At 68.8% G+C, this 12,252-nt stretch carries 11 protein-coding genes; 4 read left to right on the top strand and 7 right to left on the bottom strand.

The features are described from left to right. Positions 1 to 10: 10 nt before the first annotated feature. Genes IPI43_06830 through IPI43_06815 form a run of 4 tightly spaced genes read right to left on the bottom strand, consistent with a single transcriptional unit; the run spans position 11 to position 3,523 of the window. On the bottom strand, positions 11 to 874 hold the full coding sequence (locus tag IPI43_06830) for an HAD-IIA family hydrolase (protein MBK7773840.1): 864 nt from the start codon (positions 872 to 874) through the stop codon (positions 11 to 13). After that, complete coding sequence (locus IPI43_06825; GenBank protein MBK7773839.1) at positions 871 to 1,524, bottom strand: TetR/AcrR family transcriptional regulator; 654 nt, start codon at positions 1,522 to 1,524, stop codon at positions 871 to 873. Before IPI43_06825 ends, IPI43_06830 begins: the two co-directional genes overlap by 4 nt. Continuing rightward, on the bottom strand, positions 1,524 to 2,597 hold the full coding sequence (locus tag IPI43_06820) for a hypothetical protein (GenBank protein ID MBK7773838.1): 1,074 nt from the start codon (positions 2,595 to 2,597) through the stop codon (positions 1,524 to 1,526). The genes IPI43_06825 and IPI43_06820 overlap by 1 nt, the downstream gene beginning before the upstream one ends. A 47-nt stretch (positions 2,598 to 2,644) precedes the next feature. Next, positions 2,645 to 3,523 carry a TIGR03619 family F420-dependent LLM class oxidoreductase gene (locus IPI43_06815; GenBank protein MBK7773837.1) on the bottom strand — a complete coding sequence of 293 codons (879 nt, stop codon included), beginning with the start codon at positions 3,521 to 3,523 and terminating at the stop codon, positions 2,645 to 2,647. Positions 3,524 to 3,820: 297 nt separating this feature from the next. Between IPI43_06815 and IPI43_06810 the strand changes: the two genes are divergently transcribed. Together IPI43_06810 and IPI43_06805 are read left to right on the top strand one after the other, a co-directional pair. Further along, positions 3,821 to 5,158 carry a hypothetical protein gene (locus tag IPI43_06810; GenBank protein ID MBK7773836.1) on the top strand — a complete coding sequence of 446 codons (1,338 nt, stop codon included), beginning with the start codon at positions 3,821 to 3,823 and terminating at the stop codon, positions 5,156 to 5,158. Between the two features lie 7 nt (positions 5,159 to 5,165). Continuing rightward, on the top strand, positions 5,166 to 6,074 hold the full coding sequence (locus tag IPI43_06805) for a hypothetical protein (GenBank protein ID MBK7773835.1): 909 nt from the start codon (positions 5,166 to 5,168) through the stop codon (positions 6,072 to 6,074). 2 nt (positions 6,075 to 6,076) lie between these two features. On the opposite strand, the gene IPI43_06800 is transcribed toward IPI43_06805, so the two are convergent. The 3 genes from IPI43_06800 to IPI43_06790 all read right to left on the bottom strand — a co-directional run bounded on the left by IPI43_06800 (position 6,077) and on the right by IPI43_06790 (position 10,859). Then, on the bottom strand, positions 6,077 to 7,156 hold the full coding sequence (locus tag IPI43_06800; protein ID MBK7773834.1) for a hypothetical protein: 1,080 nt from the start codon (positions 7,154 to 7,156) through the stop codon (positions 6,077 to 6,079). Between the two features lie 122 nt (positions 7,157 to 7,278). Further along, positions 7,279 to 9,993 carry a CehA/McbA family metallohydrolase gene (locus IPI43_06795; protein ID MBK7773833.1) on the bottom strand — a complete coding sequence of 905 codons (2,715 nt, stop codon included), beginning with the start codon at positions 9,991 to 9,993 and terminating at the stop codon, positions 7,279 to 7,281. A 53-nt stretch (positions 9,994 to 10,046) separates the two neighbouring features. Next, the gene (locus tag IPI43_06790; protein MBK7773832.1) at positions 10,047 to 10,859 is read right to left on the bottom strand and encodes a dienelactone hydrolase family protein; all 813 of its coding nucleotides are present in this window, start codon (positions 10,857 to 10,859) and stop codon (positions 10,047 to 10,049) included. A gap of 365 nt (positions 10,860 to 11,224) precedes the next feature. Between IPI43_06790 and IPI43_06785 the strand changes: the two genes are divergently transcribed. Together IPI43_06785 and IPI43_06780 are read left to right on the top strand one after the other, a co-directional pair. Then, complete coding sequence (locus tag IPI43_06785; GenBank protein MBK7773831.1) at positions 11,225 to 11,704, top strand: hypothetical protein; 480 nt, start codon at positions 11,225 to 11,227, stop codon at positions 11,702 to 11,704. A gap of 189 nt (positions 11,705 to 11,893) precedes the next feature. Next, a complete protein-coding gene (locus IPI43_06780; GenBank protein MBK7773830.1) occupies positions 11,894 to 12,184 on the top strand; it encodes a hypothetical protein in 291 nt (96 codons plus the stop codon). Positions 12,185 to 12,252 lie beyond the last annotated feature (68 nt).

Below are 12,252 nucleotides of genomic sequence, written 5' to 3'. Positions count from 1 at the left end.
CTTCCCTTCGCTACGTGAGGATGTCCGGACAGACGTAGGTGGGCACGATGCCCGTGGACTGGATGAGCATCTCCGCCTGGTGGCGCATGGTGTTGCCGCTCAGCACCAGCACGGTGTCGAGCCCCGCCATGCGGGCGCCCAGGATGTCGGTCTGCAGCGTGTCGCCCACCATGAGCACCTTGTGGTTCTTGGTGCCGGGCCGCGCGCTGCGCATGGCCTGCAGCGCATAGACGAACATCATCGCGTCGGGCTTGCCGAAGCGATAGAAGCTCTTCTGCGCGATGGGCTGGAGCATGTTGGCGAGGCTCCCCACCGCGAGCGCCACACCGCCGTCCTTCACGGGATACAGCAGGTCCGCGTTGCCGATGACCACCGGCGCCAGGCTGCGGCGGATCAGGTTGAGCGCGTGATTGATGTCGCGGAACCAGTCGAAGCCCTCGTCGTCCAGCAGCACGATGGCGTCCGGATCGTGGGCGTCGTCCCACTCCGACAGCGGCACGGCCTCGAGCCCCGCGCTCTCGATGTAGTAGGCCGAGCCGGGCTTGCCCAGGTAGGCGGCGCGCCCGTTCGGTTTCTTCGAGGCCACCTGCGCGGCCAGGAAGTCCGTGGCCAAGAGGCCCGAGCTGATGATCTGGCTCGCCGGAATGAGCTCGCCCTCGATGGCGTGCGAGAACGACTGCGCCATGCGCTCGGGCGACTTCGAGGCGTCGTTGGTGATGACGTAGAGGTCCTTCTTCTGGCGCACCAGCTTCAAGAGCAGATCGGGCACGCCCTTGAGCACGCCCCCCGAGTTCTTCAGCACCCCATAGGAGTCGAAGAAGATCACGTCATAGCCTGCGGTCACCTCGCTGAACGAGCGGAGCTCCATCGTCACGCGCTTCCTTCCAAGTACAAGAGCGTCATGCGCTCGAGGGCATCCGTGAACGCTGCATCCGCCAGGCGTCCGGGTTGGTCGCGCGCCGCGCTGCGCAGCGCACCCGCCACCGAGCGCGCCACGATGAACGCCGCCATGTCGAGGTCGGCCACCACCAGCTTGCTGCGGTGCACTTCGAGCTGGTCGCGCAGCCAGCGCTCGGCCTGCTCGAGGAACGTGCGGTCGAAGCGCTCACTGTGGCGCTCCCCCAGGTCCAGCTCGCGCTGATAGGCGCGGTAGAACGTCTCGTCGATGCGCAGCAGGCGCTGGTGCATGGCGGCGTTCCCGGCGATGTGTGCGCGCACCGCGTCCCGCAGCGTTCGCGGGCCGGGGCCATCCTGCGCGGCCTCCCACGCGTCTTCGTATTGCGCCGCGAGGTCCTGCAGCTGCAGCTCGTACACCTCGGCGATGATGGCTTCCTTGTTGGGGAAGTAGCGGTACAGCGAGCCGATGTTCACCCCGGCCACCTCGGCGATGCGGTTGGTGTTCAGCGCCGCCGCGCCCTCCTCGGCGAGGATGCGCTCGCACGCGATGGCGATGGCGCGCACCAGCTCACGGGAGCGCGCCTGCTGTGGCCTGCGCCGCGGCGACAGCGGTTCTCGACTGGCCATCACGCGCCGCCGTGCCCGAGTGCGTCGATCACCTTCTCGAAGCGCACGGCGTCCAGCGTGGGCAGGTAGACCTCCACGGCCTCGCGCTGCAGGCGCTGGCAGATGGGCCCCTGAAAGAAGTGCTCTCCCTCGCGGATGACGTAGTTCAGGATGAAGAAGCGGTAGACCTCTTTCAGGAAGAGGATCTCTTCATCGGCGAGCGGGTTGATGGCGTCGTACGCCCGCATGAAGCGAATGAAGCGCGGCTCCAGCAGCGGGTCCACCAGGTAGCTGAAGATGGTCTGGTCGCCCTCGGAGCGCACCACCCGGCTCGCGAAGTAGAAGTCGAGCGTGCGCGGCTCGATGCGGAACCAGTCGTAGTCCCAGCGCGTGAAGAGCTTGAAGCCGTCTCCGTCGAGCCCCACGCTGAAGTTGCCCGTGTTCCAGTCCACCAGCACCGGCAGCTTCTCGAAGCCGTGGTAGCCGAGGTCCTCGGCGTTGTGCAGGAAGCGGTCGCAGTGCGCCTTCAACATGCTGGCGTCTTCGCTGCGCAGGTGGCGCTCGGCGCAGTAGCGAGGGTCGCTCAGGCTGTCGAAGAGCTGCGCGATGTCCGAGCCCATGCTCTTCCACGTGGGTGGCAGGCGGTGGCAGATCTTCTGGCACTGCAGGTGGAAGCTGGCGAGCTCGGCGCCGAAGGAGTCGATCTGTCCCTCGGTCAGCACCTTGGGCAGGAAGTCGTAGAACTCGGTCTTGCCGTAGAACGCCACCCAGCCGGTCTCGTCGCGGAAGGTGAAGGCCTTGCCGTCCAGCGTGAGCACCGGGGCCAGGAAGTTGCCGAAGCGCGAGCCCGACAGCAGCCGCGTCCAGTCGTGGATGCGGTCGTGGTCCTGGCGGAAGTGCACGTAGGAGCCGTAGCTCGAGGTCTTGGCGATGATCTGCTTCTTGTCCGATAGCGTGACCCTGTAGACCGTGTTGGTGGACACGGTGGCGCTGATGTTCTCGGCGCGCACGATGGGACGCTCGTCGCCATACGCGTGCCAGGCGGCCGCGAGCAGGGGGGGGATCGGCTCGGTCGACGTGGGGGTGTCGGTCACCCGTGAACCATACACCAGCCCAACCCCGATTGGAGGGACGCGACGGCTCACGCGTTGGTCGGGATGACGACCTTCTCGTAGTAGCGCTCGAGCCCCTCGATCTTCTTGCCGAGGTCGCCGCCCGCCATCGGCACGCCATAGAACAGCCAGGGCACGCCGATGATGTCCGTCACGCCGGCGTCCTCGAGACGCTTGTACGCGTCGGGCGTGAAGGCATCCGTGACCACGGCCTGAATCTCGAACGGCTTCTGGTCCGTGCCGTACTCCTTGCGCAGCTCGTTCAGCTTGGCGACGGTCTCGAGGATCTTCTTGCTGGGCAGCATGGCCGACGACCAGCCGTCCCCGTACTTCGCAGCGCGGCGCAGCCCCGGCAGGGTGTGACCGCCCAGGTAGAGGGGCACCGGCTTCGTGGGCGCGGGGCTCATCTGGATCTTGCCGAAGTCGTAGTGCTCGCCGTGAAACTCCACCATGCCGCCGCCGAGGAGCCGCTGCAGGATCTGGATGTCCTCGTCCATGCGCGGGCCGCGCGTCTCGAAGTTCTCGCCGCACCACTTGAACTCCTCGGGCAGCCAGCCGAGGCCCGCGCCGAAGCCGAAGCGGTTGTTGCTGATGGCTGCCAGCGAGCCCACCTGCTTGGCCACCAGCACGGGGTTGCGCACCGCCAGCTTCACCACGCTCGTGTAGAAGAAGATGCTCTCGGTGGCGCCGGCCATGGCCGCGGTCCCCACGAAGGGGTCGATCCACGGGGTCTCGGCCCCCCACATGCGCTTGCCGTCCGTGGTGTAGGGGTAGGGCGCCGACACCTCCTCCGAGAAGAAGATGGAGTCCGGCAGCACGATGGCGTGGTAGCCGATGCGCTCGGCGGCCTGCGCGAGGGGGACGTAGTGGTTGGCCTCGCTCATGGCGATGGAGATGCTGAACTTCATGGCGGCGGACTCCTGGGACGGGGGAAGCAGACCAAAGCGTGCCCGCTCGGCAGGGTCCCGACTACTCGCGTTCCGGCATGGCCTAACCCCCGGTGGCCCACGGCCTACTTGCGTTTGCCGCCCGACGACGGTCCACCTCGAGAGTTGGCTCCCGACCCGGCTAGCCCCATGCGCTCAGCGCACAGCCACGCCCGAGACCTGCCAGCGACCACGTCAATTGACATGGGTGAGCAATGAGCCTACATTCCGCGACCCGAAGTGCGAGGAATTCCGCAATCTTGAGAGGTTCGTAGGTAGATGGCCACCAAAAAAGCGTCCAGCAAGAAGAAGCCCGCCGTCGCGCCTGCTCCGAAGCCCCGTCCTGCCAAGGCCGCCGCGGCCAGTAAGACCAAGCCTGCGAAGGGGAAGAGCGCGGCTCCGGCGAAGGCCGCTGCGGCCAAGAAGGCCCCCAAGGCGAGCCCCAAGGCTGCTGCCAAGCCGGCCAAGAAGTCGCCCACCAAGCCCTCTCCCGTGAAGGCACCGGCCAAGACCAAGGCGGTGGAGGCCAAGCCCAGCAAGGCGCCCGCCAAGAAGCCGCTCACCAAGCCCGCGGCCAAGCCCGAGGCCCAGAAGGCCGAGACCAAGGCCGAGGCCAAGCGCGCTGCACAGCGGGCCTCCGAGGCCCCGCCGCCCGTCGAGGTGGAGAGCACCGGCAAGGCCGGCAAGGGCAAGCCCGCCGCCAAGAACGCCCCGCGCGGCAACGCCACGCTGCCGCAGCGTGACCCCAGCAAGCCTGCGGTCGAAGAGCTCTACTTCCGCAGCGACAGCGCCTACCTGTGCGTCATCCTGAACCGCCGCACGCGCTTCATCCGTGTGGTGGACTTCCGCGCGGGCGCGCTCCCTGCCAAGCGCCTCTACATCCAGTCGGTGGCCAAGCAGGAGGGCATCCAGAAGGTCATCACGCTCGTGGAGAAGGACGAAGTGTCCAGCTGGACGCGCGTCGGCTTCGTGCGCGAGGGCACCATCCCGGGCTTCTACAAGCGCAGCGACGGTCACCTCTGCGGCTGCGTCATCGGTGAGCGTGTGGCCTCGGTCGAGGTCAGCGAGCGCGACATGCGTGTGGCGGATCGCACCATCGCGTCGGCCAAGAAGATGCTGGACACGCTGGACCCCAAGCCCAAGAGCGCCATGGTGCAAGAGGTCGAGGAAGAGGAGGCCCTCAAGGAGCGCGACAAGCTGTGGAAGGTCTCCACGGGCTTCGGTGCCTTCGACGCCTTCGGCCGCGACGCCGCCCGCATGTACTACTCGTGCAGCTACAAGAAGGCGCCCGTGAACTACATCTCGGCCGAGTACGAAGACTGCTTCGGTCACTCGCTGGTGGAGGTCCTGCGCCGCCCCGACGACCACGACGGCCTGCTGGCCGTGTCCTGGGCGCTCATGGAGATGTGCGAGGTCTTGAAGGACCGCGGCATCGTGGCGGGCTTCGCCTTCACCCCCAGCGAAGACGTCGAGATGGCGTCGGTCTACCTGGCGTGCGGCTTCCGCAAGACGGGCCTGCTGGCGCAGGGCGTGCTGGTGGGCGACACGCGCCAGGACGCCATCCTGTGGACGCGCAAGCTCGCCAACCCGGGCGACGACGACGCAGCCACCGAATAGTCGGCGCGTGAAGCTGACTCAGCCGCGACTGGTCGCCGCGTTCTTCCTGCTCGCGGTGTTGGGCGGGTGGACGCCGCTCGTGCTGTTGGTGGCGAACGGCCTGACGGAGCACCGTGGCTTCTCCGCGAGCGCCTACTACTGGCACATGTTCCCGCCGCTCCTGGCCGCGCTCTTGCTCACGGGGCCCGTGCTGAAGGTGCCCGTGCGCGAGGCCCTGGGCATCACCTTTGGGTTCAACCGCTTCTGGGGTTTGGCGTGGCTCACTCCGGCGCTGCTCTTGCTGGTGGGGCTCGGGTTCTGCTGGCTGCTGAGCGGGGTCGAGCCCATCCACACCGTCGAGCAGTACATCGCGTTCAAGCGGGCCGGGGTGCCTCCCGATCAGCTCGAGCTCTTCGAGACCAACCTGCGCGAGCATCCGCCGGGGCACCCGCTCTGGCTCATCGTCCGTGGTCTGCCCGCGTCGGTCACCATCAACCTGCTGCCCGCGCTGGCGCTCGAGGCGGGCTTTCGGGGCTTCCTGTTCCGCGAGATGCCCGGCGGCTTCTGGGCGCGCTCGCTGCGCATCGGTGCGCTGTCGGGGCTCTACATGGCGCCAGCGGCCATCTTCCACTTCGCCGATACACCGGTGCTGGGCGCCGCCGTGCTGTTCGCGTTCTGCGTGGTGCTCTCCCCCTCGCTCGTCTACCTGCGCGTGCGCGCCGGCTCGGTCATGGCGGTGGCGCTGTTCTGGTCGATGCTGATCACGCTCACCCGCACCGCGCTCGACCTCGCGGGCGGCGCGCCTTCGCTCTACCGGCCCTTCTTCGGGCTGGGTGGCATCCTGGCCGTGCTGCTGCTGCTGGCCGCGCTCTCCGCCCACGACCGCTACGTGGCACCGCAGCGGTTGATGACGGAGCGCGCGCGGCCCGCACGCTAGTCTCAGACCGGGAGGAGGACGGGGCCTTCCTCGCAGAGCACGGGAGCGCTGCATCGGTCGTTGATGCAGTAGCCGCTCTCGCACTGGGAGTCGCTCTCACACGAGATGCCGTTGGCGAAGGGCGTCTTGCAGGTAGGCACCTCGGCGTCGAGGTCGCAGAACAGGCCGTCATCGCACATGAAGACGGACAGGAATTCATTCCCGTTGGCGCTGCAGGGCGAGCCCTCGCTGCCGTCGCCGACTAGCACGCAGCGGTCCGTGTCTTCGTCGCAAGCGAGGCCCAGCGAAGGGTCGCACACGATGAACGACTCTTCGTCGCAGGCGTCACCCACCGTGCCCACGAATGTGGCCGTGCGACAGTTGCCCGCGTTGCAGAAGTACCCGCGCTCGCAGACCTCGTCGTCCGAGCAGGGCTGGCCCGCCGGGATGGGCAGCGCACAAGACCCTGCGTCGGCCACGTAGCGGCAGTACAGCCCCGTTCCGCACAAGGCCACGGTGCGCGCCGAGCCCTCGTTGTCGATCGGCCCGCAGGTTTCGCCGACCTCGGCGTCCGTGGTGATGGTGTACTCCACGCAGACGTTGCTCCCGTCCACGTCTTCGCAGCCCGCGACGGTGCCTTCCGCCCCGCGGCAGCCTTCGTCACTGTCGCAGGGTTGACCCACCGTCGCCCGCGCCACGCACGTCCCCTCACAGTCGTCGGTGAGGTCGCAGTAGGCCGAGGGCTCGCACTCGCTGGTGGCCACGCACGGGTCGCCCACGTCCACCTGGCCCGTGAACACGCCTTGGCACTCGGGAACGGCGCCGCTCAGCTGGAAGGGGACGCAGCTCTGGGCCAGGGCGCGCACACAGCGACGCGCCTGCGCGCCGTCGTAGTCGATGGTCCCGCCCTCCACACCTTCACTCTCGCTCGGCGCACGGGACACGTCGGGAAAGTCGGACAGCACGTCCTCGCACGAGATGTCGCTGCCCTGGAGTTCGAACACGTTGATGATGGCGAACTCGTCGCGCCACTGATCCGGACAGCGCCGGATCTGCTCGCAGACCGACTGCACGAACTCGTCTCCCACCGTATCGAGGGGCACGGTGCTCGTGCCGCAGCCCGCTCCGACGATCCCGATGCCAACCAAGCTGACCCACCCAAGTTGTATACGCATATGATGTCCTCTGGAAGTTCCGAGGATAGCACTGCCCATGGGCAAGGACCTCAGCGCTCGAGGAAGATCGGGTTCGTGACGGCGAACGCCTCGCGCGAGGGGTGCACAGGCGCCAGCGTGGTGGTGGTGTTGCTGTAGACCGCAAAGACCACCCAGCTGCCCGCGGCGGCCACCGGCACGCTCACGGAATCGTTGTAGCGCACCACGCTGAAGTTCATGTCGTCGGCCGGGAGGTCGTCGAGGTCGATGGTGTTCACCACCGTCCCGTCGACGACCACGTCCATCACGAAGTCGCCCTGGATCCAGTCCACGATCTGAACGCGCACGTCCGCGCTCGCGGTTGCTCCAACACCGGTGGCGGTGTCGCCGTGGCTGGCGCTGCCGATGCGCGCGTCCAGGTAGACGCCGCCCGAGATGAAGCTGTGGCCGTCGTTGGACGCATCACGGATCATGTCGTCGTCGAGCATGCGTGGGTCGTCCGTGCCCAGCGTGAGGCAGGTGCGCGGGTAGCCCACGGGCGAGCCCGCGATGCCGTGGGAGTCGCTGCTGCCCACGGCGAACATGGGGCGGCCCGTGTTGAGCAGCGCGAACCAGTCGCGCACGGTGCCGTTGCGGTCGGCCTTCCAGCTGCTGGCGTTGAACACCTCGATCATGCGGAACTCCGTGTCCCATGCGGCCAGGTCCTCCACCTGCCCCGTCACGTTGTCGAGCCCCACGTAGTCGAAGTAGTTGGTGCCGCCGCGCGGGTGGTTGATGATCACGGCTGGCGCCTCGGGGCGCGCGCGCGCGTTGTCGAACAGCTCGGGCGGCGTCAGGAACTCGATGGGCGCGGTGGGGTTGGTGGCGGAGGGATAAGTCTGCCACTGCTCCGTGCCCCCGTTCACGCCGGCGCTCGGGGTGAGCGGGATGACGCCGAAGTGCCCGTAGAGCTCGAAGCTGGTGAGCTCCAACGAGCTGAGGCCGTAGCCCCACGCGCCGAGCCCCATCTCCACGATCAGCGGGTCGGTCAGCACGGCGTACTCGTGCTCCGAGCGGGCGGGGATCTCGAGGCCATCCGACAGCGCCGAGCGCAGCTTCACATAGGCGTCGTCGTCCGCGTCGTTGCTGCGGTTCGTGTGCACGTGGTAGTCGGCGCACATCACGCCAGTGGTGTCGATCACCCGCGAGATGGCTGCGGTGACGTCGTTGGTCGCGCCCGCTACCACGGTCACGGTCTGGCGGAAGAGCTCGTACTCGGTGCCGCGCGAGACGACGACCTCCCAGTCGCCGGGGGGCGCGCGGAACGTGACCTCGCCGAGCGCGTTGCTCGCGCCATGGCCGGTGGCGTACTCCACGTGCAGACGCCCGCTCACGATGGACGGCTCACCGAAGCTGCTGGGCACGCTGGGCACGCTGCTGGCCCCGGCGGGGAGCACCTGGACGCGCACCGGGATGCGGTCGTTCGGCGCCATGAGCGTGGGGTCGGTGGCCACCACGTGGATGCTGCCCGTGGCGGCCAGCGTGAAGTCCTGCGCGGTGGCAGGGGCGTTCACCGTCACGGGGCCCACCACCACGTTGCCGCGGCGGAAGGTGCGCAGGCGCACGTTGGCGTCGGTCGGGACGTGCACGCTGTAGGTGCCATCGGCCGCGCTCAGGGCCCGGGTCAGGAACACGGGGGCACCCGTGGCGGGGACCTGCTCCACGTGCACCCGCACGCCCGCTGCGGGGGTCGTCCCGTCGGCCTCGTAGACGGTGCCCGTGATGGCTCGCTGGCTCACCCCTTCGGTCCGCGCGGCCGCGGCGAGCACACCGTCGATGCCGCGGCCACCGATGTAGATGCGCGTGTAGTGGCGGCGCGTCTCGGTTCCCGCGGCGATGGAGTAGCCCGCCGCCGACATGCCCGTGAAGCCCGACGGCGCGATCAGGAAGCGCATGTTCTGGTCGGGGATGCGATAGGCCCAGCTCGTGGCGATGTCGTCGTCGAAGGCCAGCATGGAGGTGGCCTCCTCGGCGTTGAAGCCGTGGCCCACCGTGAACACCGGCATGCGCGGCCCGTACATGAAGCCGTGCAGCGTGCCGCCGCTCGAGTCGTAGTCGTTGTAGTTGGTGTGCGTCAGGTACACGTCCACGTGCTCCGCGCCGGGCGCCAGCTCGTAGTCGATGGCCGTCGGGATGCGGCTGAAGTCGCGGCTCAAGGCCTGCCCGAGCAGGTTCTCGAGGAACGGCGTGCCGGCCGGGCGGCCCTGGGCTCGGATCACGGCGGGCTCACCGTCCGTTCCGTCGTTGACCACCCCGACGAACTGCGTGACCACGCTCATGCGGCCCATGAAGATGAAGAACTCGCCGAAGTTGCCGGGCTCGTGCAGCGCGCCGTTCTCCACCCGCGCGATGCCGACTGGGCGGCCACCCCAGGGGTCGTAGTTGTCGGAGGGGCCCACGTCTTCGATCACGATGGCCACCTTGTCGTTGGCCAGGATGAAGTCACCCGTCTCCCACGCCTGCAGCCCCGAGTGGAACGGCGGCAGCATTCCGGCCGCGGCCCGTCCGGCGAGCGCTTGGGTGGCCGTGGCGCCGAGCGGGTCGGCTACGCCATCGTCCCCCTCGTCGAACCAGGGGCCTGCGGGCACCTCCACGGGGCCGCCCATGTCTTCCGTGACCCCTTCATCGAGCGGGCCGGCGTCGGTGTTGTTCCCGTCGCTGCCGCAGCCCGAAGCCAGCAGCGCGACGAAGAGAGACCAAGCGGCCCAACCGAGGGGCCGGGCGGAGGAGGAGCGGGGCGAAAACATCGCGCGAGTGTAACGCGGAATTCACAAACTCGCCCGATTGTGTCATCGGCCGCTCAGCCGTGACGGGGAGCGCTGCGTCCGGGCGCGCGCAGCTTCTCGTCGAACAGCGCGAGCACGCGGTGCAGTGCGCGCTGGGTGGGGTGCCCAGCCTTGTCCACCAGCGCCTCGGTCAGCACGCTGTGGGCGAACGGCGAGATGCCGTACGGGTTGCCCAGGCTCGAGTCGATCTCGATGCCCTCGAAGCCCGCGCCCAGCTCGTCGCGCAGGCGGTCGAAGCGCGCCTTCGGGCAGAGCGGGTCGCCCGTGAAGCGCAGGCCCAGCACCCTCACGTTGTCTTCGCGCGTGCGGCGACGGATGACGCGCAGGTCGTCGTCGCTCACGTGCAGGCTGCGGCGAGCGGCGGCATCCGTGGGGAAGGGCAACGAGGGCTGCGAGAGGACGGGCGCCATCAGCCACGGGTCCACCATGAGCGCGAGCGCGAAGTTGCCAGTGATGCACATGCCCACGGCGCCCACCCCGGGGCCACCGGCTTCTTCGTGGAGGCGCAGGCAGAGCGCGCGCAGCATGCGGGTCACCTGGCTGCTGCCACGGCTGGCCAGCACCGCGAACTCGCTGCGGATGCACGCGCGCGCCATCTGCCCCATCACGTAGCCGGGCGCGAGCGGCTTGCCGACTTCCCCGAACAAGTCGGGCATGAACACCGTGTAGCCTTCGTCGGCCACCCGCCGCGCGAACGCCTCGACGCGCGGGGTGATGCCCGGGATCTCGTGCATGACCAGCACGCCCGGACCCGTGCCGCGGCGGTAGACGTCCCGCGTGAGGCCGTCGTGAGTGAAGGAGAAGGTGGTCCAGCCCGGCAGCGTCATGGCCTCCGGTTGTACCAGAAGGCGGAAACGAATTCCGTGATCGAAGCGGTGCCGGCCGTCACCACCCAGGCCAACCCCAACGCGGTGACGTGATGACGAAAAGCAGACTCGGTGTCCTCCTCCTCTTGTGCGGCGCGCTGGCGTCCCCCGGCTGTGGAGGCGACGGGGCGACCCAGCCCGACAACGGCATGAGCGATCCGGACGCTGGGACCGTGGACGTGGGCGGACCGACCAGGGCGGGCCGGCCCCGACGCGGGGGGCCTAGCGAACGGAGCCGGGATGCGCGAGCGCCGAGGAGTGCGAGAGCGGGGCGTGCGTGGGACGGCGTGTGCTGCGATACGGCCTGCGCAGGAAGTATGCGTGTCGTGCACCGCGGCGCTCACGGGCGTGACGAACGGGTGTGCGCGCCCAGCATGGGCAACACCGATCCGGACGCCGAGTGCGCTGAGACCCCCTGTCTGGTGGGCCTGTGCGACGGCGCTGGGGCGTGCGCGGCGATCCCCGACGGCACCACCTGCCGCGCGAGCGCGGGTGACTGTGACATCGTGGAGACGTGCGCCGCTGGCGCTTGCCCAGCAGACGCGGTGGAGAGTGAGGGTGTGGTCTGCAGGGGCGCGGCGGGTGTGTGCGACATCATCGAGGCGTGCGACGGATCCTCCAGCACGTGTCCCGACGACGGGGTGGCGACCTCCACGGCGAGCGTGCCGGCGTGCGAGCCCTACGTGTGCCCGGGCATGGGTACGGTGTGCGGCACCACGTGCGTCACCGACGCCGACTGCTCCTTCGGGAACTTCTGCGTCGCAGGCGCCCCCAACACGTGCGTACCGGGCGCCTCATCTTCGTGACCAGCACGGTCCACACCGGGAACCTCGGTGGCCTCACCGGGGCGGACGCGATCTGTCAGGCGCGCGCCACAGAGGCTGGCCTGAGCGGGACCTTCCGCGCCTGGCTCAGCAGCGGCCACCTCGGCCGCCGACCGCATCCAGCACTTCAGCGGGCCGTACTATCGCTTCGCGCTGCCAGGGACGCTGCGGGTGGCCGGCAACTGGGCCGACCTCGCGAACGGCCTCGACACCGCGGCCATCGCCACCGACGAGAACGGTGCATCCGCGGGAAGTGGCACCTACGCGTGGACGGGGACGTTCGTCACGGGCAACACCGACAACAGCACCACGCGCTGTCTCGACTGGACCAGCGCGGATGGCGCGCAGACGGGCACCCGCGGTTGGACCTCGGCTGGGAGCTCGGACTGGACCAGCAACGGCACGGCAGCGTGCACGGCCGCGCTGCGACTCTACTGCGTGGAGACCACGCCTCCGGGCTGACCGGGGAGCTGCGAGCGGGCCCGTGTGGTAGGGTGCTTGGCTCCACGCCCTCGCACGCCCGGAGCCAC

The organism is Sandaracinaceae bacterium, from assembly GCA_016706685.1.
GTDB lineage: Bacteria > Myxococcota_A > Polyangia > Polyangiales > Houyiibacteriaceae > JADJJE01.
Note: the sequence above shows the minus strand (reverse complement) of the source record. Positions and strands in the feature narration are given on the sequence as shown.